This is a genomic window from Curtobacterium sp. SORGH_AS_0776 (assembly GCF_031453355.1).
Taxonomy (GTDB): domain Bacteria; phylum Actinomycetota; class Actinomycetes; order Actinomycetales; family Microbacteriaceae; genus Curtobacterium.
In genome coordinates, this window is record NZ_JAVIYU010000001.1 from 2,329,724 (window position 1) to 2,353,470 (window position 23,747).

Below are 23,747 nucleotides of genomic sequence, written 5' to 3' on the forward strand. Positions count from 1 at the left end.
GGTGTCCTCGTCCCGCCTGGAGTCCCTGGACAGCTGGTACGCCGAGGGCTGGAAGGGGCTGAACGTCGCCGTGCTCGGCCTCGGCGCCACCGGGTTCTCGGTCGCCGACACCCTCGTCGAGCTCGGCAGCGCGGTGACGGTCTACTCGACCGACGCCCCGTCGGACAGCGTGGAGCTGCTCGACGTGATCGGTGCGCAGTTCGTGCAGGTGCCCCTCGACTCGGTGCCCGCCGCCCTCGAGGCCCAGGCGCCGGACGTCGTGATCGTGTCGCCGGGCCTGCCGCCGCACAACGCGACCGTGCAGTGGGCCGTGGCGAACAGCGTCGTGTGGGGTGACATCGAGCTGGCCTGGCGCGTCCGCGACAAGGTCGTGCGCGGCCCCGTCGCTGCGCCCTGGGTGACCATCACCGGCACGAACGGCAAGACCACCACGACGCAGCTCGCGACAGCGATGTTCGAGGCCGGCGGGCTCCGCGCGGTGGCGTGCGGCAACATCGGCGTGCCCGTCCTCGACGTCGTGCGCGACCCGGACGGCTACGACGTCCTCGTCGTCGAACTCTCCAGCCACCAGCTGCACTACATGCCGACGACCGGCGACGGTGCCGTGGTGCCCCTCGCCAGCGCCTGCCTGAACATCGCGGACGACCACCTCGAGTGGCACGGCTCCGCCGAGGCCTACCGGGCCGCGAAGGCCAAGGTCTACGAGCGCACGGTCCTCGCCTGCGTGTACAACACCACGGACGACGTCACCCGGCACATGGTCGAGGACGCCGACGTCGTCGAGGGGTGCCGTGCCGTGGGCTTCGGCCCGGGGATCCCCGCGCCCGGCGACGTCGGGGTGGTCGAGGACGTCCTCTGCGACCGGGCCTTCACCGACGACCGACGGAACAGCGCGCTCGAGCTCGCGACCGTCGCCGACCTCGAGGCCGCCGGGCTCGCCAGCCCGCACATGACGATGAACGTCCTCGCCGCGGCCGCGCTCGCCCGTGCGGCCTCCGTGCAGCCGAGCGCGATCCGCACCGCCGTGCAGGGCTTCCGCGCCGACCACCACCGCACCGAGCTGGTGGCCTCCGCCGAGGGCGTCACCTGGGTGGACGACTCCAAGGCGACGAACCCGCACGCAGCCACGGCGTCGCTCGCGGCGTTCGACAAGGTTGTGTGGATCGTCGGTGGTCTGTTCAAGGGCGTCGACATCGACGGACTCGTCGAGCGCTTCGGGCCGGACGTCCGTGGCGTCGTCGTGATCGGGGCCGATCGCGGCCCCGTGCTCGAGGCATTCGCGCGACACGCGCCCGGGGTGCCGGTGCTGCAGGTCGAGGCAGCGGACACTGATCAGGTCATGCCCGAGGCGGTCCGGCATGCCGCATCGGTCGCGAGGCCGGGCGACACGGTCCTCCTCGCCCCGGCTGCGGCGTCGTTCGACCAGTTCGGCTCCTACGCGGACCGGGGGCGTCGATTCGCGGCGGCGGTCCACGAGCACCTGGGAGGAAACGCCGATGGCGACGACGGATCTCCCGAGCGGCCGTAGCGGCGGAGCGGCCCCCGGCCGACCGCACGCACCCGCACGACGCCACAACGGGGCGGTCGTCGCCGTCAAGAACGTCTTCGTCGCCGAGTCGAGCACCTTCTACACGATCCTGGGCGTCACGCTCTTCCTCGTCGTCTTCGGCGTCGTCATGGTGCTGTCCTCGTCGAGCGTGGAGCAGTACGCCGCGACGCACGACTTCTTCGGCGCGGCCTCCCGCCAGGGCCTCTACGCCGTGCTCGGCGTCCCGCTCATGCTCATCGCCTCCCGCCTGCCCGCGCGGTTCTGGCGGAAGTGGGCGATGTGGATCGTCGGCGTCGGCCTGGTCGTGCAGGCGCTCGTCGTCCTGACCCCGCTCGGCTACTCGATCCAGGGCAACCGGAACTGGATCCGCCTCGGCTCGTTCACCGCGCAGCCGTCCGAGATCCTCAAGCTCGCGCTCGTGCTGGGCATCGGCGCGATCATGTACGTCAAGCGGGAGAAGCTCGACGACTGGAAAGAGGTCTTCATCCCGATCGGCATCGCGTCGCTCGGGTCGATCGGCCTCGTCCTCGTCGGCGGCGACCAGGGCACCGCGATGATCATGCTCATCCTGGTGTTCGGCGCGCTCTACGTCGGCGGCGCCCGGGCGAAGCACCTGCTCGTCGGGGTGCTCGGCCTCGCCGTGCTGCTGCCGTTCGTCACGATGGCGTCGAGCTCCCGGTCGCACCGCATCAGCGCCTGGCTCTCCGGCTGCACCGACACGAGCCAGTACCAGGACCTCTGCTGGCAGCCGACCCACGGCATGTGGGCGCTGGCCTCCGGCGGCGTCTTCGGGGTGGGCCTCGGCAACTCCAAGGCGAAGTGGTCGTGGCTCCCCGAGGCGGACAACGACTACATCTTCGCGATCATCGGCGAGGAGCTCGGGCTCGTCGGCGCCGTCGTCGTGCTCGCCCTGTTCGTGGTCCTGGCGGTCGGCATGATCAAGATCATCCGGCAGTCGAACGACCCCTTCGTGAAGACCGTCACCGGTGGCGTGCTCGCGTGGATCATCGGCCAGGCGCTCGTCAACATCGCCGTGGTCCTCGGCCTCCTGCCGGTCCTCGGCGTCCCCCTCCCACTCATCTCGGCCGGTGGCTCCGCGCTGATCATGACCCTCGTCGCCATCGGCGTCGTCCTGTCCTTCGCGCGCGACCTCCCGGGCAAGAGCGACCTCCCGGGCAGGACCGGCGTCGGCCGCACCACCACGAACGGAACCCTCCGGTGAACACGTACCTCTTCGCGGGCGGCGGCACCGCCGGCCACGTCAACCCGCTGCTCGCGGTCGCCGACCGGCTGACCGAGCGCGAGCCCGACGCCGAGGTCCTCGTCCTCGGTACCGCCGAGGGGCTCGAGTCCCGGCTCGTCCCGATGCGCGGCTACGAACTGCTGACGATCCCGCGCCTGCCGTTCCCGCGCAAGCCGAACGCCGCCGCGCTCCGCTTCCCCGGCGGGTTCCTCGGCGCCGTGCGTCGGGTCGAACAGATCATCCGCGAGCGCGAGGTCGACGTCGTCCTCGGGGTCGGGGGCTACGCGGCCGCACCGGCGTACATCGCCGCACGCCGTACCGGCACCCCGATCGTCGTGCACGAGCAGAACGCCAAGCCCGGCCTGGCGAACCGCCTGGCAGCGTTCCTCACCGACCACGTGGGCGTGACCTTCTCGAACACCCGTCTCCGTCACGGCCGGGTCGTCGGCATGCCGCTCCGGCGCGAGATCGAGTCGCTCGACCGTCGCGCGAGCCGCGCCGAGGGGCTCGCTGAGTTCGGCCTCGACCCCGCCCGACCGGTCCTCCTCGTCACGGGCGGGTCCTCCGGCGCGCGGAGCATCAACCGCACCGTCAACCGGAGCGCCGCGACGATCGTCGGTGCCGGCTGGCAGGTCCTGCACGTCGTCGGCGGGAAGTCCGACATCGGCCCGAGCGACCTCGACGGCTACCACGTGCTGCCCTACTGCGACCGGATGGACCTGGCGTACGCCGCGAGCGACTTCGTGGTCTCGCGCGCCGGCGCCGGCATGGTCTGCGAGCTGTCCGCCGTCGGGCTGCCGAGCGTCCTCGTGCCGTACCCTGTCGGCAACGGCGAGCAGCGGCACAACGCGAAGGACGTCGTCGACGCCGGGGGAGCGGTCCTCGTGGCCGACGCGGAATTCGACGAGGACTGGGTGACGTTCCAGCTGCTGAACACCCTGCAGGACCGGGCCCGCATCGCCGACATGACCGTCCGTGCCGGCAGCGTCGGACACCGCGACGGCGCCGACCGCATGACGGACCTCGTCCTCGACGCCGCGAAGCGCGCGACCGATGCGAAGCGCGACGCGCACGGCACGCAGCGCGACGCGCAGCACGGCACGCACGACAGCACCACGGAGGAACGATGACCATCAAGCCGGACCTGACGCAGCCGATCCCCGACGATCTCGGCACCGTCCACTTCGTCGGCATCGGCGGCTCCGGCATGAGCGGCATCGCCCGGCTCTTCCTCGCCGCCGGCCACCGCGTGACCGGCAGCGACTCCCGCGAGACCGCCACCACGGGCACCATGCGCGACCTCGGCGCCGAGGTGCACATCGGCCACGACGCCGCGAACGTCGGTGACGCTGACACCATCGTCGTCACGAGCGCGCTCTGGCCGGACAACCCGGAACTCCTCGAGGCCCAGCGCCGCGGCCTGCCGGTCCTGCACCGGTCGCAGGCCCTCGCCGCCCTCATCGCCGAGCACCGCCTCGTCGCGGTCGCCGGCGCGCACGGCAAGACCACCTCGACCGGCATGATCGTCACCGCGCTCGTCGAGCTCGGGCTGGACCCGAGCTTCGTCAACGGTGGGGTCATCCAGTCCCTCGGCACGAGCTCGGCGCCGGGCTCGAGCGACCTGTTCGTCGTCGAGGCCGACGAGTCCGACGGATCGTTCCTGCTCTACGACGTCGCGGTCGCCCTCATCACGAACGTCGACGCCGACCACCTCGACCACTACGGCAGCGAGGAGGCCTTCACCGAGGCCTTCGTCGAGTTCGCCGCCAAGGCGAGCGAGCGCGTCGTGATCTCGAGCGACGACGCCGGCGCGAAGGCGGTCACGGCTGGGATCCGCGCCCGCGAGGACGCGCCCGAGATCGTCACCTTCGGCGAGGCCGTCGACGCCGACGTCCGGATCGAGGGGATCACCGAGTCCGCCGGGGTCGAGGTCGACTTCCGCGCCGCGGGCGAGGCGCACCACCTGACGCTCCGGGTCCCCGGCCGCCACAACGCGATCAACGCCGTCGGCGCCTTCGCCGTCCTGACCGGACTCGGCGTCGCCGCCGAGGACGCGATCCGTGGCATCGAGGCCTTCGGCGGAACTCAGCGACGCTTCGAGCTGCACGGCGTCGAGCGCGGCGTCTCGGTCTACGACGACTACGCGCACCACCCGACCGAGGTGGCGGCGGCGCTCAAGGCCGCACGGAACGTCGTGGGCGACGGCCGGATCATCGCGATCCACCAGCCGCACCTGTACTCGCGGACGCGCCTGATGGCCGGTGACTTCGCCAAGGTCTACGAGGAGCTCGCCGACCACACCGTCGTCCTCGACGTCTACGGCGCCCGCGAGGACCCGGAGCCCGGCGTCACTGGCGCCCTCGTCCAGGAGCGCTTCGCCGACCAGTCCCGCGTCGAGTTCCTGCCCGACTGGGACGAGGCCTCGGCGCGTGCGGCCGCGGTCGCGCGCGACGGCGACATCATCATGACCCTGAGCTGCGGCGACGTGTACCGGATCATCCCGCAGGTGCTCAGCGCCCTCCACGACGACGGGGCGCTGTCCCGGTGAAGCGTCCCGAGGGGTTCGACGAGCGGCCGGCCCGTCCGGACGCACCTGCCGACCGCGCGGGCGCGCCCCGGCAGCGTCGTGCCCCGCTGATCCCGCGGCGTCCGTCCCGCGAGCCCGAGCCGGAGGTCCAGGAGGCGCGGCTCGCGCCCGCCACCGAGGAACCGGTCGTCGAGACGGCCGACCCCACCGCCGCCGACGACACGTCGAACGGCTCGGCTCGCGACCGCGCCGGTGCCCTCGCCGGCGCCGCCGGCCGTCGCCTCGGCGCCGGACTGTCGTCCGTCGCCGGCCGGCTGCGCGAGTACACGCCCGACGAGGACCACCACGACCCCGAGGCCGAGCGCCTCGCCCGGGAGCGGCAGGAGACCGAGCGCCGCGACGCCGAGCGGCTCGCCCACCTCACCGACCTGCACGGCCCGGACGGGGACGGCCACGAGCGCCCGATCGGCGCCGGCGTCCGCGCTGCCGAGACCGCGCGGGAGGCCCGGGTGGCCAAGCGCCGTCGTCGCCTCCTCGAGCGCGCCGAGGTCCGCCGCTTCACCCGTCGCAGCCGGCACCGCCGCGCCGCCTGGATCACCGCCGCGAGCATCGTCCTCGTCTTCGGGATCTCGATCCTCGTCGCGGTGTTCTCGCCGTTGATGGCGCTCCAGACCATCGAGGTCAAGGGGACGAACCGCGTCGACGAGACCCAGCTCCGCCAGGCGCTCTCCGACCAGATCGGCACCCCGCTGGCCCGGCTCGACTTCGACGCCATCAGGAAGGACATCGCCGGCTTCCCGCTCATCGAGAGCTACGTGACGGAGGAGGCCCCGCCGCACACCCTCGTGGTCACCGTGACCGAGCGCACGCCGGTCGTCGCGGTGCGGTCGGGGAAGTCCTTCGACCTGGTCGACCCTGCAGGCATCGTCGTGCAGTCGTCGCCGAAGCAGCCCGCGAACATGCCCGTCGCCGACATCGGCAACGCGAAGCTCGGCTCGTCCGAGTTCCGCACGATGACCGAGGTCGTGCTCGCGCTCCCGTCGACCGTGCGTCAGCAGGTGACGAGCGTGAAGGGCTCGACCGCCGACGACGTGACCCTCACCCTGAAGGACGGCTCGAGCGTCGTCTGGGGGAACCCGGAGCAGTCCGACGCGAAGGCGGCCCTCCTCGCGGCCCTCGTGAAGGACCACGCGGCGCGGAACCCCGGCGTCGTCGTCGAGTACGACGTCAGCGCTCCGGACAACGGCATCATCCGCGCGAAGAAGTAGCGGAAGTCGACGCGGAATCGCGCGACACGCGGCGTGGCGGGGCGACAGTGCCCGGAGCGCACCCGTAGCGTCGAAGCCAGCACCACATCTACCAGCAATGCCCCTGAACTTCAAGTAGAGGTTGAGGGTTCGACCGGAGGCCTGACTGACGTGACCACGAACCACAACTACCTCGCCGTCATCAAGGTCGTCGGCGTCGGCGGCGGCGGCGTGAACGCCGTCAACCGGATGATCGAGCTCGGCCTCCGCGGGGTGGAGTTCATCGCGATCAACACCGACGCGCAGGCGCTGCTCCTGAGCGACGCCGACGTCAAGCTCGACGTGGGCCGCGAGATCACCCGCGGCCTCGGCGCCGGAGCGGACCCCGAGGTCGGCCGTCGTGCCGCCGAGGACCACGCGGAGGAGATCGAAGAGGCCCTCGCCGGTGCCGACATGGTCTTCGTCACCGCCGGTGAGGGTGGTGGGACAGGCACGGGTGGTGCGCCCGTGGTCGCCCGCATCGCGAAGTCGATCGGCGCGCTCACCATCGGCGTCGTCACGAAGCCGTTCAGCTTCGAGGGCAAGCGTCGTCAGTCGCAGGCCGAGAACGGTGTCGCCGGCCTCAAGGACGAGGTCGACACGCTCATCGTCGTGCCGAACGACCGCCTGCTCGAGATCAGCGACCGCGGCATCTCGATGGTCGAGGCCTTCGCCACGGCCGACCAGGTGCTCCTCGCCGGCGTCCAGGGCATCACCGACCTCATCACCACGCCCGGCCTGATCAACCTCGACTTCGCCGACGTGAAGTCCGTCATGCAGGGTGCGGGTTCCGCGCTCATGGGCATCGGTTCCTCGCGGGGCGCCGACCGGGCGATCAAGGCGGCCGAACTGGCCGTCGCGAGCCCGCTGCTCGAAGCCTCGATCGACGGTGCGCACGGCGTGCTGCTCTCGATCCAGGGTGGTTCGAACCTCGGCATCTTCGAGATCAACGACGCGGCCCGTTTGGTGCAGGAGGCAGTCCACCCCGAGGCGAACATCATCTTCGGTGCCGTCATCGACGACACGCTCGGCGACGAGGTCCGCGTGACCGTCATCGCCGCGGGCTTCGACGGCGGCGAGCCCACCTCGCAGCAGAAGGAGCGCCGCTCCAGCTGGGTCGACCCCGAGGCCGGCGCGACCGTCCCGGTGACCTCCGCCGGTGCGACCGGTGCGATCGAGGACTCGTCCTCGTCCGCCCCGTCGTGGGCGTCGCAGGAGCACGAGGCGCCCGCGCAGCGTGCCGCCGACCCGGCGTTCGACGACGATGACGACGAGCTCGACGTCCCCGACTTCCTGAAGTAATCCCTCCTTGGTAGCCGACACGCGCCTCCCGTCCGCCCCGTCAGCAGACGACGGACTGGAGGCGCGTCTCGCGTCCGTCAGGAGCGGCATCTCCGACGCGGCGCGCGCCGCAGGGCGCTCGGCCGACGAGCTCACGCTCGTCGTCGTCACGAAGTTCCACCCGGCGTCGCTCGTCCGCGACCTCGCCGCGCTCGGCGTCACCGACGTGGGGGAGAACCGGCACCAGGAGGCGCAGGCGAAGGCCGCCGAGCTCGCCGACCTCCCGCTGGTCTGGCACTTCGTCGGACAGCTGCAGTCGAAGAAGGCCCGGCAGGTCCGGCGGTACGCGCACGTCGTGCAGTCGCTCGACCGCGAGTCCGTCGTGGACGCGTTCGCGCCGACCGAGGCGGAACCCGAGCCGCCGGTGATCGACGGCTTCGTGCAGGTCAACCTGACCGACGACCCAGACCGCGGTGGCGTGCGACCCGACGCCGTCGAGGCCATGGTGTCGCGGGTGCTCGCCACGGGCACGATCCGGCTCCGTGGGGTGATGGCCGTCGCACCGCTCGACGAAGAGCCGCGCGCGGCCTTCGCCCGGCTCCGTGGGGTCTCCGAGCGCGTGGTGTCCCTCGCCCCCACCGCGACGGACATCTCGGCCGGGATGAGCGGTGACTACGCCGACGCCGTGCTCGAGGGCGCGACACACCTGCGGATCGGGACCGCAATCACGGGAAATCGGCCGGTCGCGCCCTAGCCTCGTTGCAAGGGCATCCACGAGCACCGACCTCCGGAGGAACCATGGCCAACCCGCTGAAGAAGACGATGGTCTACCTGGGCCTCGCCGACGAGGAACTCGAGTACGAGGACGAGCAGCCGCAGCAGCCCGCGCGGCAGCAGTCCGCTCCGGCCCCTGCCCCCGCGCCCGCTCCGGTCGCCGACGAGACCCCCGCGCCCGCCGCGGCACCGGTGGCGCCCGTCGCCGCCGAGCCCAAGGCGCACACCCACCAGCGCGGCGCCCAGGTCACCCCGCTCCGCCGCTCGCACACGTCCGCACAGAAGGCAGCACCGGTCCAGGAAATGAACGAGATCCTCACCGTCCACCCCCGCGAGTACAAGGACGCCCAGTCCATCGCCGAGAGCTTCCGCGACGGCATCCCCGTCATCATCAACCTCTCGCAGATGACCGAGGCCGACGCCCGCCGCATGATCGACTTCGCCTCCGGGCTGTCGCTCGGCCTCTACGGCAAGATCGAGCGCGTCACCAACAAGGTGTTCCTGCTGTCGCCGGCGCACGTCGCGGTGAGCGGTGAGGCGCCTGAGGTAGAGTCCGACATCGAGGCGTCCTTCTTCGCCCAGTCCTGAGTCCCTCAGGCCCACCCGCCCCGTGCGGCTCGTCGCATGACGGTCCGCACCCGAGCTGAGCGAGCCCCATCGTGACCGCGATCCTCACGATCCTGTACTACCTCCTCCTGCTGTACATCCTCGTGCTGTGGGGGCGGTTCGTCCTCGACATCGTCCAGCAGTTCAACCGGTCCTGGCGGCCGCGCGGAGCACTCCTCGTCGTCGCCGACGTGGTCTACACCGTGACGGACCCGCCGATCCGGGCGGTCCGCCGGGTCCTCCCGCCGATGCGCATGGGCCCCGTGGCGCTCGACTTCGGCTGGACGATCGTGCTCCTCCTGGCGATCATCATCCGGTTCGTGATCGCCCTGCTCATCCCCGTGTTCGCCAACTAAGAGGACACGACACGCGCCACGCCCAGTGCGTGGTCACGGTTCACGGCCACCATCGGTGTACGGTGGTCGGGATCCGATGCTCGCCCCGGCGTGGCATCCGCACCGTTCGGCGCGACTGGTAGATTCGGTCGCACCGAGACGGTTCCACACGTTCAGCAGTTCTATTGAGGTGACGGCAATGGCTTTGACGCCGGAAGACGTAGTCAACAAGCGGTTCCAGCCGACGAAGTTCCGCGAGGGCTACGACCAGGACGAGGTCGACGACTTCCTCGACGAGGTCGTCGTCGAGCTCCGTCGCCTGACGGCCGAGAACGACGAGCTCCGCCAGCGTCTGCAGTCGGCCGAGTCCGCGCCGAAGCCGGCCGAGGCCGAGCAGTCCGCTCCGACCCCCGAGCCCGAGCCGGAGCCCGCCCCCGTGGCAGCCGCGCCGGAGCCCGCTCCGGTCGCCGCCGCCGCGCCGGCCACCACGGTCCCGGCCGACGAGGACACCGAGGGCACCACGAACCTCCTGACGCTCGCCCGTCGTCTCCACGAGGAGCACGTCCGCGAAGGCGTCGAGAAGCGCGACGCGCTCATCGCCGAGGGCACCGCGCAGGCCGCCCGTCTCGTCTCCGAGGCCGAGGCCAAGCAGCGCCAGATCATCGCCGACACCGAGAACACGAACCGTCAGCGTGTCGCGGTGCTCGAGCAGGAGCAGCGCCAGCTCGAGGGCAAGATCGACGAGCTCCGCACGTTCGAGCGTGACTACCGTGCACAGCTCAAGAGCTACATCCAGGGTCAGCTCAACGAGCTGGACGGCTCGGGCACCGAGCAGTCCGGGCTCACCCCGGCGCCGGCATCGGCGCAGGGCTTCGGCAACTGACGTTGTCGCGACCAGCATCACGAGCGAAGGTCAGTGTCCGCGCGATCGCGGCACTGGCCTTCGCCGCTGTCGTCGTGGTGGCGCTCGACCAGGGCGTGAAGGCGCTCGTCGTCGCCAACCTGCCGTACGGCACCGTCGTCCCGGTCCTCGGGAACGCCCTGCAGCTGCTCTACGTCCGGAACCCCGGCGCCGCGTTCTCGTTCGCGGTGAACATGACGTGGGTGTTCTCGATCGTCTCGACCGCCGTCGTGGTCGCGATCATCGTGTTCGCCCGGCGGATCCGGTCGATGTGGTGGGCACTCGTGCTCGGCATGCTCCTCGGCGGGGCGCTCGGCAACCTGCTCGACCGGCTCTTCCGTGAGCCCGGCTTCGGTCGCGGCCACGTGGTGGACTTCATCTCGACCCCGTGGATGATGCCCGCGATCTACAACATCGCCGACTCGTTCATCTGCATCAGCATGGTGGTCTTCGTCCTGCTGGTGATCCTCGGGGTGAACCTCGACGGCACCCGTGCCCTCTCCGCGAAGCAGCAGCGCGCATTGGACGCGGCGCGTGCGCAGTCGGACGCCTCCGAGGCGGACGAGCACCGCGCATCCCGGCCCCTCGTCGAGGACCCGCGCGCGCCGCGTGACGGGCGGGACACCCTCGGGCACGACGCGACGTGACCGAGAGCCGTTCCCTTCCGGTGCCGGACGGGCTCGCCGGTGAGCGTGTCGACGCCGCCATCGCGAAGCTCCTCGGGTTCAGCCGTTCCTTCGCTGCCGAGGTCGTCTCGGCCGGCGGCGTGACCGTCGACGGGGTCACGGTGGACAAGTCCGACCGGTTGCACGCCGACTCCTGGCTGCAGGTCGAGTGGACGCCGAAGGAAGCCCCCCGGATCATCCCGGTCGAGGTCCCCGGCATGACGGTCGTGCACGACGACGACGACATCGTCGTGGTGGACAAGCCGATCGGCGTCGCCGCACACCCCTCGCCCGGCTGGGACGGCCCCACGGTCCCCGGTGGTCTCGCCGCCGCCGGCTTCACGATCGCGACCTCCGGTGCCGCCGAACGCGCGGGCATCGTGCACCGGCTCGACGTCGGCACCTCGGGGCTGATGGTCGTGGCGAAGACCGAGCTGGCGTACACGCACCTCAAGCGCGCGTTCAAGGAGCGCACGGTCGAGAAGGTCTACCACGCGCTCGCGCAGGGGCACCCCGACCCGACGTCCGGCACGATCGACGCGCCCATCGGCCGGCACCCCTCGAGCGACTGGAAGTTCGCGGTCACGGCCGACGGCAAGCCGAGCGTGACGCACTACGAGACCCTCGAGGCGTTCCGCTCCGCGACCCTGCTCGAGGTGCATCTCGAGACCGGTCGGACGCATCAGATCCGGGTGCACATGGCGGCGACCCGGCACCCGCTCGTGGGCGACACGATGTACGGGGCCGACCCGGTGCTCGCCGAGGAGCTCGGGCTCACGCGGCAGTGGCTCGACGCCGTCCGGCTCGGGTTCGAGCACCCGCGGACGGGGTCGTGGGTGTCGTACTCGGCGGAGTACCCCGACGACCTGCAGCGGGCGCTGGACCGCATCCGCGCCGCGTAGGCCGCGCGCGCGCTCGGCTGGCGCGCGCCTGGCGCGCCGAGGTCGCACGAAGTGCCGCTCGCCGCGCCGCGGAGCGGCACTTCGTGCGCTCTCGGCGGGACGCGCGCGGCGAGTTGCGCGCCCTCGGCGGCGCGCCCCCCCCCCTGGCGGACGGGAGGCGTGGGTCGGGCCCGCACCGCGCCTCCCGTCCGTCTCGACGCGCCCGGCCACGCCCGCCGAGGTCGCGAAATCGGTCGCTGTCGGCACCGAGGAGCGGCACTTCGTGCGCTCTCGACGGCACGCGCGCTGCGTGTTGCGCGCCCTCGGCGTCGCGCCCCGCGCGCGGCGCGACCCCCTGACGGGCGGGAGGCGCGGGTCGGCCCCGCAACGCGCCTTCCGTCCGCCTCGACGCGCCCGGCCGCGCCCGCCGAGGTCGCGAAAAGTGTCGCTGTCGTCGCCGCGGAGCGGCACTTCGTGCGCTCTCGGCGGGACGCGCGCGGCGTGTTGCGCGCCCTCAGCGGCGCGCCCCTGACGGACGGGAGGTGCGGGTCGGGCCCGCACCGCGCCTCCCGTCCGCCTCGACGCGCCCGGGTTTGTCCCCGGTCGCGGTTAGGCTGTTCCCAGACCGCAGCAGCTCCCGCGAACCGGAGGTTCCGTGTCGGATTCCGACTCCTTCGTCCACCTGCACGTGCACAGTGAGTACTCGATGCTCGACGGCGCCGCCAGGCTCGGCGACCTCGTGGCCGAGACCGCCGCGCAGGGCATGCCCGCCGTTGCCGTGACCGACCACGGCAACATGTTCGGCGCGTTCGAGTTCTGGAAGGCCGCCAAGGCCGGCGGCGTCAAGCCGATCATCGGGACCGAGGCGTACATCACGCCGCGCACCCACCGGACCGACAAGACCCGTGTGCGCTGGGGCGACGGCGGCGGCGACGACGTGTCGGGCTCCGGCGCGTACACGCACATGACGATGTTCGCCGAGAACACGACGGGCATGCACAACCTGTTCCGGCTGTCGAGCAAGGCGTCGATCGAGGGGTACTACTTCAAGCCCCGCATGGACATCGAGCTGCTCGAGGAGTACCACGAGGGCATCATCGCCACGACGGGCTGCCCCTCGGGGGAGATCCAGACCCGGCTGCGGCTCGGCCAGTACGACGAAGCCGTCAAGGCCGCGGCGGACTACCGCGACATCTTCGGCAAGGAGAACTACTTCGCCGAGGTCATGGACCACGGGCTCGAGATCGAACGTCGGATCATGAGCGACCTGATCCGGCTGGCGAAGGACCTCGACATCCCGCTGGTCGGCACGAACGACCTGCACTACACGCACTCGCACGACGCCAAGTCGCACGCGGCGCTGCTCTGCGTCCAGTCCGGCTCGACCCTGAACGACCCGAACCGCTTCAAGTTCGACGCCGACGAGTTCTACCTGAAGACCCCGCAGCAGATGCGGCACCTCTTCCGCGACAACCCCGAGGCCTGCGACAACACGCTGCTCATCGCCGAGCGGTGCAACGTCGAGTTCGACACCGCGGCCAACTACATGCCGAAGTTCCCCGTGCCCGAGGGGGAGACCGAGCACTCGTGGTTCGAGAAAGAGGTGGCGAAGGGCCTCGAGTACCGGTACCCCGACGGCATCACGCGCGAGGTCCAGGAACGCGCCGACTACGAGGTCGGCATCATCAACCAGATGGGCTTCCCGGGGTACTTCCTCGTGGTCGCCGACTTCATCAACTGGTCGAAGAACAACGGCATCCGCGTCGGTCCCGGCCGTGGTTCCGGTGCCGGCTCGATGGTGGCGTACGCGATGCGCATCACCGACCTCGACCCGATCCGCCACGGCCTGATCTTCGAGCGCTTCCTCAACCCGGACCGCGTCTCGATGCCCGACTTCGACGTCGACTTCGACGACCGGCGCCGCGGTGAGGCGATCAAGTACGTCACCGAGAAGTACGGGTCGGCGCGTGTCGCGCAGATCGTCACGTACGGCACGATCAAGGCGAAGCAGGCGCTCAAGGACTCCTCGCGCGTGCTGGGCTTCCCGTTCGGCATGGGCGAGAAGCTCACCAAGGCGATGCCGCCGCCCGTGATGGGCAAGGACATCCCGCTCACCGGGATCTTCGACAAGGACCACCCGCGCTACAAGGAAGCCGTGGACGTCCGCACGGTCGTCGAGACCGACCCCGAGGCGAAGACGGTGTTCGACACCGCCCTCGGGCTCGAGGGGCTGAAGCGCCAGTGGGGCGTGCACGCCGCCGGCGTCATCATGTCGAGCGATCCGCTGATCGACATCATCCCCGTGATGAAGCGCGAGCAGGACGGCCAGATCGTCACGCAGTTCGACTACCCGGCAGCGGAGTCGCTCGGCCTGATCAAGATGGACTTCCTGGGGCTCCGCAACCTCACGATCATCAGTGACGCCCTCGACAACATCAAGACGAACCGTGGGATCGAGCTCGACCTCGAGACCATGGGGCTCGAGGACCCCGAGGCGTACGCGCTCCTGCAGCGTGGTGACACCCTCGGCGTGTTCCAGCTCGACGGCGGACCGATGCGTGGGCTGCTGCGTCTGATGAAGCCCGACAACTTCGAGGACATCTCGGCGCTCATCGCCCTGTACCGTCCGGGCCCCATGGGTGCGAACTCGCACACGAACTACGCGCTCCGCAAGAACGGCGAGCAGCCGATCACGCCGATCCACCCGGAGCTCGAGGAGCCCCTGCAGGACATCATCGGCACGACCTACGGCCTGATCATCTACCAGGAGCAGGTCATGGCCATCGCGCAGAAGGTCGCCGGGTTCTCCCTCGGCCAAGCGGACATCCTCCGCCGCGCGATGGGCAAGAAGAAGAAGTCCGAGCTGGACAAGCAGTACGCAGGCTTCGAGAAGGGCATGCAGGACAACGGCTACTCGGCCGCTGCCATCAAGACCCTGTGGGACATCCTGCTGCCGTTCTCCGACTACGCGTTCAACAAGGCGCACTCGGCGGCGTACGGCGTGGTGTCGTTCTGGACCGCGTACCTCAAGGCGCACTACCCGGCCGAGTACATGGCGGCCCTGCTGACGAGCGTCGGCGATGCCCGCGACAAGCTCGCGCTGTACCTGAACGAGTGCCGCCGGATGGGCATCAAGGTCATGCCGCCGGACGTCAACGAGTCGATCGGCTTCTTCGCGGCAGTCGGCGAGGACATCCGCTTCGGCATGGGCGCGATCCGCAACGTCGGCTTCAACGTCGTCGACGACATCGTCCAGGCCCGCACCGAGAAGGGCGCGTTCGAGTCCTTCCACGACTTCCTCCGCAAGATCCCGATCTCGTCGGCGAACAAGCGGACGGTCGAGTCGCTCATCAAGGCCGGTGCGTTCGACGAGTTCGGCGACTCCCGGCGGGCACTCGTCGAGATCCACGAGGGCGCCGTCGAGGGTGCAGTGAAGGTCAAGCGCGACGAGGCCCACGGCAACGTCGGGTTCGACTTCGACTCCCTCTTCGCCGAGGTCGCCGAGGAACAGCCGTCGGCAGCCGTCGTGTCCCAGGTGCCCGACCGCCCAGAGTGGTCCAAGCGCGACAAGCTCGCGTTCGAACGGGACATGCTCGGCCTGTACGTCTCCGACCACCCGCTCGCCGGGCTCGAGATCGAGCTGGCGAAGCACCAGTCGATCACCATCGCCGACCTCATCGCGGCCGACGACTCGGTCGAAGGTGAGACGGTCACCGTCGCGGGGCTCTTGACGAGCGTGCAGCACCGGGTGGCGAAGTCCAGCGGCAACCCGTACGGCATCGTCGACATCGAGGACTTCGGCGGCCAGATCGGCGTGATGTTCCTGGGCAAGACCTACCAAGAGTTCGGGCCGTCGCTCGTCGCCGACTCGATCGTGGTCCTGCGCGGTCGTGTCAACGTGCGCGACGACGGCAAGGCCCTGCACGCGGTGAGCATGTTCCAGCCGAACGTCGGCGACGCCATGGGGTCCGGCCCGCTCACGCTGAGCCTGCCCGAGCGGCAGGCGACGACCACGACGGTGACCGAACTCGCCGCCGTCCTCGGTCGGCACAGCGGCGAGACCGAGGTCCGGTTGAAGCTCATCAAGGACGACGTCGCCCGCACGTTCGAGCTGCCGTTCCCGGTGAACCTGACACCCGACCTCTTCGGCGAGCTGAAGAGCCTGCTCGGGCCGCGCTGCCTGGTCTGACGATGGCCGGGCACCGCATCTTCGGCACGCCGTTCGCCGCGGTGTACCCGCACTACCTCGCGAAGGTGGAGCGCAAGGGGCACACCAAGGCCGAGCTCGACGCGGTGATCGAGTGGCTCACGGGGTTCGACGACGCCGCGCTCGAGGAGCACCTCGCCGACGAGACGACGTTCGAGGACTTCTTCGCGGCCGCGCACCTCCATCCGAACGCACCGCTCATCACCGGCGTGATCTGCGGCGTCCGGATCGAGGAACTCGACGACCCGCTCATGCGGCAGATCCGGTACCTGGACAAGCTCGTCGACGAGGTCGCGAAGGGCCGTCCGATGTCGAAGGTGCTCCGGACCGCGTGAACACCGTGGCGGGCGCTCCGGATGCCGGCACCCTGCGTGCCTTCGGCGTGGCCGACCAGCGGCTCGAACGGCTCGCGGGCGGGCGCGGGCTGACCTGGCGCGCCGGCGACGTCGTCCTCCGACCGCACGACGGCGCAACGGTGACGGACTGGCGGGCGGGCGTCCTCGCCGAGCTGGCGCACACCTCGACGTTCCGCACACCTCGACCCGTCCGACCAGTCGACGGCCCCTGGCGCGCCGGCGCCCGGCGGGACGGCCCCTGGCGCGCCGGCGCCTGGGAGGCATGGGAGTGGCTGCCCGGCCGCGCCGACGAGACCCGGGTCGCCGACGTCATCCGCGTCGGGAACGCCTTCCACCGAGCGATCGCACACCTCGACCGCCCCGCGTTCCTCGCCCCGTCCACGCCTTGCCCCGCCGACCCGTGGGGCCGCGCTGACCGGATGGCCTGGGGAGCAGCGCGCCTGCCGGACGACCCCACGCTCGATCGCCTCGCCGCGGCGTTCCGGCCCGTCCGAGCGCCGTCGCAGCTCGTCCACGGCGACCTGCTCGACAACGTCCTCTTCGCCGATGCCGCCGTCCCCGCCGTCCCCGCCGTCATCGACTGGCCGCCGTCCTGGCGACCCGCCGGGTTCGGTGCGGCCGTCGCCGCGGTCGACGCCGTGTGCTGGCACGGCGTCCCGGTCGCGCAGCTCGGCGCGCTCGGCGCCGACGTCGCGGAGTGGGACCAACTGCTCGTCCGCGCGCTCGCGTTCCGCATCGCGACGCTCCACCTGCTCGGCGCCTGGGACGCGGCAGCCGCCGCCCGACACCGCCCCGTCGTCGACGCGCTCGCCTGACGACGCGAGCCCCGGGCCCCGTCACCGCGAACCAGGAGGTGCGGTGCCGGTCCGCCACCGACCTCCAGTCCGCGCTCGGTAGGCTTGACCACCTGATGATGCAGCGAATCGACCTCCGTGGTGGCCTCCCCGCCCGTGCCGAACTCCTCCGACTCATGCCGCGCGCCGCCGGTGACGTCTCGCACGCGGTGGACGCCGCCCGCGAGCTCGTCGACGCCGTCCGCGAGCACGGGGCGTCGGCGCTGCACGACCAGGCCGAACGGTTCGACGGGGGAGCGCCCGAGCACGTGCGGGTCCCCGCTGCCGAGATCGCCGCGGCCGTCGCCGGCCTCACGCCCGAGCTCCGGGAAGCGCTCGACGAGGCCATCCGCCGGGTCCGGGCGGCGAGTGCGGCCCAGGTGCCCGCCGCGTCCGTGACCACCCTGGCCGACGGCGCCGAGGTGCACCAGCGCTGGCAGCCGATGCGTCGGGTGGGCCTCTACGTGCCCGGTGGCAAGGCGGTGTACCCGTCGAGCGTCGTCATGAACGTCGTCCCCGCCCAGGTCGCCGGCGTGCGGTCGATCGCGCTCGTGTCGCCCCCGCAGCGCGACCACGGGGGAGCGGTGCACCCGACGATCCTCGCGGCGGCCGGCCTGCTCGGCATCGACGAGGTCTACGCGATGGGCGGCGCCGGAGCCGTCGGTGCCTTGGCGTACGGCGTCCCGTCGATCGGCCTCGAGCCGGTCGACCTCGTCACGGGGCCCGGCAACAACTACGTCGCAGCGGCCAAGCGCCTCGTGCGCGGTGTCGTCGGCATCGACGCCGAGGCCGGCGCGACGGAGATCCTCGTGATCGCCGACGACACCGCGGACCCCGGGTACGTGGCCGCCGACCTCATCAGCCAGGCCGAGCACGACGAGCAGGCCGGCAGCGTGCTGGTGACGACGTCGGCGGCGTTCGCCGACGCGGTGGAGGCGGCCATCCCGGAACGTGCTGCGCGTGTCGGGACCGCGTCGCGCCTCCAGGTCGCCCTGGACGGACCGCAGTCCGCGATCGTGCTCGTGGACTCGCTCGCCGACGCGGCGACCGTGAGCAACGCCTACGGGCCGGAGCACCTCGAGATCCAGACCACCGACGACGACGCGGTCCTCGCCGACATCGACGCCGCGGGCGCGGTGTTCGTCGGGCCGAGCACGCCGGTCAGCCTCGGCGACTACCTGGCCGGGTCGAACCACGTCCTGCCGACCGGCGGGCAGGCGCGCTTCGGCTCCGGGCTGTCCGCGTCGACGTTCCTCCGCCCGCAGCAGGTCATCCGCTACTCGCCCGAGGCCCTCGCCGAGGTCGCGCCGCACATCGTCGCCCTCGCGACCGAGGAGCAGCTCCCCGCGCACGGCGCCGCCGTGACGGAGCGTACGAACCGGTAGCCTGGGGTCGACATGTTCTGCCCCTTCTGCCGCCACCCGGACTCCCGCGTCGTCGACTCCCGGACGAGCGACGACGGAACCTCCATCCGTCGCCGTCGTCAGTGCCCGAACTGCGGCCGCCGTTTCTCGACCACCGAGACCGCTTCGCTCAACGTGGTGAAGCGCAACGGGGTGACCGAGCCGTTCAGCCGCGACAAGATCGTGTCCGGCGTGCGCAAGGCCTGCCAGGGACGCCCGGTGACCGACGGCGACCTGGCGATCCTCGCGCAGCGCGTCGAGGAGACCGTGCGGTCCTCGGGGTCGAGCCAGATCGACGCGAACGACATCGGGCTCGCGATCCTCGCGCCGCTCCGCGAACTCGACGAGGTCGCCTACCTCCGGTTCGCGAGTGTCTACCAGGCCTTCGACTCGCTCGAGGACTTCGAGGACGCCATCGGCCAACTCCGCCGCGACCACCACGGCGCGGCCGACCCGGTCGCCGGCTCGTCCCCGGCCGGGGCCGGCGCGTGAGCGGCATCGCGGAACGGATCGTCCGCGGCGGGTACTCCGTCGTGTTCCGCTCGGTGTTCGCCAACATGGACCCCGAGCGCGCGCACCACATCGCGTTCGCGGTGATCAAGTGGCTGCCGCACGTGCCCGTCGTCGGACGGCTCGTCGAGCGCTACTCGCGGCCCTCCGCCGCCGACGGCGTGACGACCATGGGGATCCACTTCCCGTCCCGCTTCGGCCTGGCCGCCGGGTTCGACAAGGACGCCCGGGGGATCGCCGGACTCGGTGTCCTCGGGTTCGGGCACGTCGAGGTCGGCACCATCACCGCCAAGCCGCAGCCCGGCAACGAGCGCCCGCGGCTCTTCCGGCTCATCCCCGACCGCGCCCTCATCAACCGCATGGGCTTCAACAACCCACGGTGCCGCCGCAGCAGCACGTCGGTTGGAGCGTGCCCGGCGCAACCCCGGGCGGCCCGTCATCGGCGTGAACATCGGCAAGAGCCGGGTCGTCGCCGTCGAGGACGCCGTCGACGACTACCTCGAGTCGACGCGCAGGCTCGCGCCGTTCGCGGACTACCTCGCGGTCAACGTCAGCTCGCCGAACACGCCCGGGCTGCGCGGTCTGCAGGAGCTCGACCAGCTCCGACCGCTGCTCACCGCCGTGCGCGACGCCGCCGGCAAGGTGCCGGTGCTGGTGAAGATCGCGCCGGACCTCACGGACGAGCAGATCGACGCGATCGCGGGGCTCGCCGTCTCCCTCGGGCTGGCCGGTGTCATCGCGAACAACACCACGATCTCCCGCTCGGGACTCCGCACCCCGGCTGTGGACGTCGAGGCGATGGGCGCAGGCGGTCTGTCCGGGGCACCGGTTGCGGCTCGGTCGCTCGAGGTCCTGCGGCGGGTCCGGGCCGCGGTGCCGTCGGACTTCTGCGTCATCGCGGTCGGCGGCGTCACGACCGAGCAGGACGTGCAGGACCGCATCGACGCCGGGGCGACCCTGGTGCAGGGCTACACGGCGTTCCTCTACGAGGGGCCGACCTGGGCAACGCGGATCAACCGGCTCCGGCGGCGGCGGTTGGGGCGCGCGGCACGCTGACGTCGCGTGCGCGTCGTCGAGCGGGCGAAGTACGTCACGCTCGACGCGTCGTGGCGGTGCGTTCTGCCCGCTCGGGGAGTCGTGGGCGGCGAGTCGTGACCGGTCGGGGTCGCGGGTCCGGGTCCGGGTCTGCGTGTCCGTCGTCGGGTCCCGGTGTCCGTCGTCGAGGTCGCACGACACGCCGCGTGTGCTGTGGCGAGGTCGCGCAATGCGCCGTCGCGCGCGCCGCGGAGCGGCACCTCCCGCGACCTCGGCGAAGTGCGCCGGGCGGGTCGCACGCCCGCGTCGAGCACCTGACGGACGGGAGGCGCGGGGCGGGGCCGCACCGCGCCTACCGTCCGGTGGGTGGTCGGCGGGCAGGCCGCCGAGTGGGCGCGACGCGCCGCTCGCATTCGGCGAGTGGGCGGAATGTGCCGTGCGGAGCCCGCGAGCGTGACGGATACTGCCCGCTCGGCGGGGGACGACGGGGGACGACGGGGGACGGCGCGGGACGGTGAGGGATGGTGGGGCCGCCGGGCCGCGCGCCGGGAACGACGCAGCGCCGCCCGGCGGACCGGACGGCGCTGCGATGGGGAACGATCAGACGGTGGGGTACTGCCCGCGGCGGACCTGCGGCTTCGGCAGGCGCAGGAAGCGCAGCTGCCACGCCCGCGTGAGGATGTAGAGGAACGTCCCGCGCTGCATCGAGCCGAACTTGGCCGTCAGCTTCTTGCGGAACGACAGCCAGAGCACGATGCAGTCGAGCACGAAGAGCGCCACGAACGCCCACACGAGCAGCAGCGAGTACGACGCGATCACGGTCTGCGACGCGGCGAACCCGACGATGAGGAACAGCACGAGCACCGGCATCATGATCTCGCCGACGTTCCAGCGGGCGTCGATCCAGTCGCGCACGAACTTTCGCTGCTCGCCCTTGTCCTTCGCGGGGAGGTAGCGCTCCTCGCCGTTGGCCATGCCGACGCGGGCCTTCTCGCGCTCGTTCGTGAGCCGTGCACGAGCCGCCTTCTTGTCCTCGGCGGAGCCGCCGACGATGGGACGACGGTTCGCCGCCTCACGCTCGCGACGGGTCGGCGTCGGACGGCCCTTCCCCTGTTCGAGGAGCTCGGCCTCGGACGGGTTGACGGTCGTGTTGGTCTTGGGGGCTGCCTTCGCCACGATGCGTTCCTGACTGCGGTCTGCGTGCTGGATCGTCCTCTAGATTACGGGACATGACCGACACCGACCAGCACGCCGCCGCCACCGACCCCGCACTCCTCGACGCCCTCCGCGAACACGTGCAGGGATCGCTGCCCTCGACGATCGCCGACCTGTCCGACCTGGTGCGGTTGCCCTCGGTGTCCTGGTCGGCGTTCGACCCGGCGAACGTGCGGGCCAGCGCCGAGGCCGTCGCGGACCTGGCGCGGTCGACGGGCGTGTTCGGCGCGGACGACGTGCGCATCGTCCGGTCGGCGGTGGACGGCGACACCGCAGCGGTCGAGGCCGCCGGCGGGGAGCTCGGTCAGCCCGCGGTCCTCGCGGTCCGCCCGGCCCGCAACGGCAAGCCGACCGTGATGCTGTACGCCCACCACGACGTCCAGCCGCAGGGCGACGACGCGCTCTGGGAGACCCCGCCGTTCGAGCCGACGCTGCGTGGCGACCGCCTGTACGGCCGCGGTGCCTCGGACGACAAGGCCGGCGTGATGACCCACATCGCATCGCTGCGGGCGCTGCACGCGCAGTTCGGAGACGACCTGGAGCTCGGCGTCGTCCTGTTCATCGAGGGCGAGGAGGAGTTCGGCTCGCGGTCGTTCCGCACGTTCCTCCGCGAGCAGCAGGAGCACCTCGCCGCCGACGTCATCGTCGTCGCGGACAGCGACAACTGGTCGACCGAGGTCCCGTCGATCACCGTCTCCCTGCGCGGCAACGTCACCTTCAAGCTGACCCTGACGACCCTCGAGCACGCGAGCCACAGCGGCATGTTCGGGGGAGCGGCGCCGGACGCCATGATCCCGATGGTCCGCCTGCTCGCCTCGCTGCACGACGACGACGGCGCCGTCGCGGTCGAGGGCCTCTCCTCGTACGAGGCCGACGTGCCCGAGCGCACCGAGGAGCAGCTCGCCGCCGACGCGGCACTGCTCCCGGGTGTCCGTCCGGTCGGCCGTGGCGACGTGCTGTCGCGGATGTGGTTCCAGCCGTCGATCACCGTGACGGGCATGGACGTCCCGAGCGTCGCGAACGCCTCGAACACCCTGCTGCCGACGGTCTCCGCCCGGGTCTCGGTGCGGGTCGCGCCGGGGCAGGCCGCGACGGACGCGTACGCCGCGGTCGAGCGGCACCTGCGGGCGCACGTGCCGTTCGGCGCCCGGATGGAGATCAGCGAGCCGGACGCCGGCGACGGGTTCCTCGTGGACACCGCCGGTTGGGCCGTCCAGGAAGCGCGGACCGCGATGTCCGAGGGCTGGGGCGAGTCGCCCGTCGAGCAGGGCATCGGCGGCTCGATCCCGTTCGTCTCGGACCTCGCCGCCCAGTTCCCGGACGCGCAGATCCTCGTGACCGGCGTCGAGGACCCGGACACCCGCGCGCACAGCCCGAACGAGTCGCAGCACCTCGGCGTCCTGCACCGCGCCATCGCATCGGAGACGATCCTGCTCGCGCGTCTCGCGACTCGCGGCTGACGGTGCTTACAATCGGTCCAAGCGCGGTGAACGACACCGCACGGAGGGAGACGCGCGGATGAGCGACACCATCACCGACCACGCACCGACGACCGAGGCGCCGTCGCACGGCGTCCTGCTCAGCGACGCGGCCGCGGCGAAGGTGGCGAGCCTCCTCGAACAGGAAGGCCGCGACGACCTCCGCCTGCGCCTCGCCGTCCAGCCCGGCGGGTGCTCCGGCCTGATCTACCAGCTCTACTTCGACGAGCGCCTGCTCGACGGCGACGCCACGGCCGAGTTCGGCGACGGCGTCGAGGTCGTCGTCGACAAGATGAGCGTCCCGTACCTCGACGGCGCCTCGATCGATTTCGAGGACACCATCCAGAAGCAGGGCTTCACGATCGACAACCCCAACGCGCAGGGCAGCTGCGCTTGCGGTGACAGCTTCCACTGATCTCCGTCGACCCGACACGAGCGGGGAGTGACCGACACGGTCGCTCCCCGCTCGTTCGTTCCCGGGCGTGGCATCCCGCACGACCAGGGAAAATCCGCCCGGACGGAGTGCGGATCGCGACCCGAGGTGTGTCGCGTGTGCGCGAGCGGTCCCGAGCTGCGAGTAAGCTAGGAGTGTTCCAACCAAGCTGGGAGCGAGCCATGCGCGACCTTCACGTCGCGGCCTGCTCCGGTTTTCACGTTCTTCC

Annotated in this window: 20 protein-coding genes and 1 pseudogene; 20 read left to right on the forward strand and 1 reads right to left on the reverse strand. The window is 71.4% G+C overall.

Annotated elements, in window-relative coordinates:
* The first annotated feature begins 1 nt into the window (after position 1).
* The 18 genes and pseudogenes from murD to QE359_RS11655 all read left to right on the forward strand — a co-directional run bounded on the left by murD (position 2) and on the right by QE359_RS11655 (position 20,413).
* Positions 2 to 1,528 carry a UDP-N-acetylmuramoyl-L-alanine--D-glutamate ligase gene (murD, locus tag QE359_RS11570; protein WP_309779273.1) on the forward strand — a complete coding sequence of 509 codons (1,527 nt, stop codon included), beginning with the start codon at positions 2 to 4 and terminating at the stop codon, positions 1,526 to 1,528.
* The gene (ftsW, locus tag QE359_RS11575; RefSeq protein ID WP_309779274.1) at positions 1,497 to 2,771 is read left to right on the forward strand and encodes a putative lipid II flippase FtsW; all 1,275 of its coding nucleotides are present in this window, start codon (positions 1,497 to 1,499) and stop codon (positions 2,769 to 2,771) included. The genes murD and ftsW overlap by 32 nt, the downstream gene beginning before the upstream one ends.
* Positions 2,768 to 3,922, forward strand: coding sequence for an undecaprenyldiphospho-muramoylpentapeptide beta-N-acetylglucosaminyltransferase (gene murG, locus QE359_RS11580; RefSeq protein WP_309779275.1), 1,155 nt, complete (start codon positions 2,768 to 2,770; stop codon positions 3,920 to 3,922). The genes ftsW and murG overlap by 4 nt, the downstream gene beginning before the upstream one ends.
* On the forward strand, positions 3,919 to 5,340 hold the full coding sequence (murC, locus tag QE359_RS11585) for a UDP-N-acetylmuramate--L-alanine ligase (RefSeq protein WP_071294943.1): 1,422 nt from the start codon (positions 3,919 to 3,921) through the stop codon (positions 5,338 to 5,340). The genes murG and murC overlap by 4 nt, the downstream gene beginning before the upstream one ends.
* On the forward strand, positions 5,337 to 6,587 hold the full coding sequence (locus QE359_RS11590) for an FtsQ-type POTRA domain-containing protein (protein ID WP_309779277.1): 1,251 nt from the start codon (positions 5,337 to 5,339) through the stop codon (positions 6,585 to 6,587). Before murC ends, QE359_RS11590 begins: the two co-directional genes overlap by 4 nt.
* Positions 6,588 to 6,737: 150 nt before the next feature.
* Positions 6,738 to 7,907 carry a cell division protein FtsZ gene (gene ftsZ / locus QE359_RS11595; protein ID WP_309779278.1) on the forward strand — a complete coding sequence of 390 codons (1,170 nt, stop codon included), beginning with the start codon at positions 6,738 to 6,740 and terminating at the stop codon, positions 7,905 to 7,907.
* Positions 7,908 to 7,914: 7 nt separating this feature from the next.
* Positions 7,915 to 8,640, forward strand: a complete 726-nt coding sequence (locus QE359_RS11600) for a YggS family pyridoxal phosphate-dependent enzyme (protein ID WP_309779279.1) — start codon at positions 7,915 to 7,917, stop codon at positions 8,638 to 8,640.
* Between the two features lie 44 nt (positions 8,641 to 8,684).
* Positions 8,685 to 9,248, forward strand: coding sequence for a cell division protein SepF (locus tag QE359_RS11605; protein WP_309779280.1), 564 nt, complete (start codon positions 8,685 to 8,687; stop codon positions 9,246 to 9,248).
* Positions 9,249 to 9,319: 71 nt separating this feature from the next.
* Positions 9,320 to 9,622, forward strand: a complete 303-nt coding sequence (locus QE359_RS11610) for a YggT family protein (RefSeq protein ID WP_083295315.1) — start codon at positions 9,320 to 9,322, stop codon at positions 9,620 to 9,622.
* A 178-nt stretch (positions 9,623 to 9,800) separates the two neighbouring features.
* Positions 9,801 to 10,484 carry a DivIVA domain-containing protein gene (locus QE359_RS11615; protein ID WP_309779281.1) on the forward strand — a complete coding sequence of 228 codons (684 nt, stop codon included), beginning with the start codon at positions 9,801 to 9,803 and terminating at the stop codon, positions 10,482 to 10,484.
* A 2-nt stretch (positions 10,485 to 10,486) separates the two neighbouring features.
* Entirely contained in the window at positions 10,487 to 11,149 is a 663-nt protein-coding gene (gene lspA, locus QE359_RS11620) for a signal peptidase II (RefSeq protein ID WP_309779282.1), read from the forward strand.
* Positions 11,146 to 12,069 carry an RluA family pseudouridine synthase gene (locus QE359_RS11625; RefSeq protein WP_070418659.1) on the forward strand — a complete coding sequence of 308 codons (924 nt, stop codon included), beginning with the start codon at positions 11,146 to 11,148 and terminating at the stop codon, positions 12,067 to 12,069. Before lspA ends, QE359_RS11625 begins: the two co-directional genes overlap by 4 nt.
* 685 nt (positions 12,070 to 12,754) lie before the next feature.
* Positions 12,755 to 16,237: a DNA polymerase III subunit alpha gene (gene dnaE / locus QE359_RS11630; protein ID WP_396127763.1), complete on the forward strand. Its 3,483-nt coding sequence runs from the start codon at positions 12,755 to 12,757 to the stop codon at positions 16,235 to 16,237.
* Between the two features lie 2 nt (positions 16,238 to 16,239).
* Positions 16,240 to 16,590, forward strand: coding sequence for a DUF2200 domain-containing protein (locus QE359_RS11635; RefSeq protein WP_309779284.1), 351 nt, complete (start codon positions 16,240 to 16,242; stop codon positions 16,588 to 16,590).
* Positions 16,587 to 17,426: a hypothetical protein gene (locus QE359_RS11640; RefSeq protein ID WP_309779285.1), complete on the forward strand. Its 840-nt coding sequence runs from the start codon at positions 16,587 to 16,589 to the stop codon at positions 17,424 to 17,426. Before QE359_RS11635 ends, QE359_RS11640 begins: the two co-directional genes overlap by 4 nt.
* Before the next feature lie 95 nt (positions 17,427 to 17,521).
* Complete coding sequence (gene hisD, locus QE359_RS11645) at positions 17,522 to 18,829, forward strand: histidinol dehydrogenase (protein ID WP_261647544.1); 1,308 nt, start codon at positions 17,522 to 17,524, stop codon at positions 18,827 to 18,829.
* 12 nt (positions 18,830 to 18,841) lie between these two features.
* Positions 18,842 to 19,339 (forward strand): transcriptional regulator NrdR, encoded by a 498-nt coding sequence (gene nrdR / locus QE359_RS11650; RefSeq protein WP_070418661.1) that lies wholly within the window; start codon positions 18,842 to 18,844, stop codon positions 19,337 to 19,339.
* Between the two features lie 65 nt (positions 19,340 to 19,404).
* Positions 19,405 to 20,413: pseudogene (locus QE359_RS11655) on the forward strand (quinone-dependent dihydroorotate dehydrogenase).
* A gap of 579 nt (positions 20,414 to 20,992) precedes the next feature.
* On the opposite strand, the gene QE359_RS11660 reads toward QE359_RS11655, so the two are convergent.
* On the reverse strand, positions 20,993 to 21,568 hold the full coding sequence (locus QE359_RS11660; protein ID WP_071294805.1) for a DUF3043 domain-containing protein: 576 nt from the start codon (positions 21,566 to 21,568) through the stop codon (positions 20,993 to 20,995).
* 53 nt (positions 21,569 to 21,621) lie between these two features.
* Between QE359_RS11660 and QE359_RS11665 the strand changes: the two genes are divergently transcribed.
* Positions 21,622 to 23,067 (forward strand): dipeptidase, encoded by a 1,446-nt coding sequence (locus QE359_RS11665; protein ID WP_309779286.1) that lies wholly within the window; start codon positions 21,622 to 21,624, stop codon positions 23,065 to 23,067.
* 58 nt (positions 23,068 to 23,125) lie between these two features.
* A complete protein-coding gene (locus QE359_RS11670) occupies positions 23,126 to 23,500 on the forward strand; it encodes an iron-sulfur cluster assembly accessory protein (protein WP_092387612.1) in 375 nt (124 codons plus the stop codon).
* Positions 23,501 to 23,747 lie beyond the last annotated feature (247 nt).

Bases quoted from the DNA above. Each gene is read 5' to 3' on its own strand.
- QE359_RS11665 (WP_309779286.1), top strand. From the start codon at position 21,622: ATGACCGACACCGACCAGCACGCCGCCGCCACCGACCCCGCACTCCTC.
- QE359_RS11605 (WP_309779280.1), top strand. From the start codon at position 8,685: ATGGCCAACCCGCTGAAGAAGACGATGGTCTACCTGGGCCTCGCCGAC.
- nrdR (WP_070418661.1), top strand. From the start codon at position 18,842: ATGTTCTGCCCCTTCTGCCGCCACCCGGACTCCCGCGTCGTCGACTCC.
- hisD (WP_261647544.1), top strand. From the start codon at position 17,522: ATGATGCAGCGAATCGACCTCCGTGGTGGCCTCCCCGCCCGTGCCGAA.
- murC (WP_071294943.1), top strand. From the start codon at position 3,919: ATGACCATCAAGCCGGACCTGACGCAGCCGATCCCCGACGATCTCGGC.
- QE359_RS11615 (WP_309779281.1), top strand. From the start codon at position 9,801: ATGGCTTTGACGCCGGAAGACGTAGTCAACAAGCGGTTCCAGCCGACG.
- ftsW (WP_309779274.1), top strand. From the start codon at position 1,497: ATGGCGACGACGGATCTCCCGAGCGGCCGTAGCGGCGGAGCGGCCCCC.
- QE359_RS11670 (WP_092387612.1), top strand. From the start codon at position 23,126: ATGAGCGACACCATCACCGACCACGCACCGACGACCGAGGCGCCGTCG.
- QE359_RS11635 (WP_309779284.1), top strand. From the start codon at position 16,240: ATGGCCGGGCACCGCATCTTCGGCACGCCGTTCGCCGCGGTGTACCCG.
- dnaE (WP_396127763.1), top strand. From the start codon at position 12,755: ATGCTCGACGGCGCCGCCAGGCTCGGCGACCTCGTGGCCGAGACCGCC.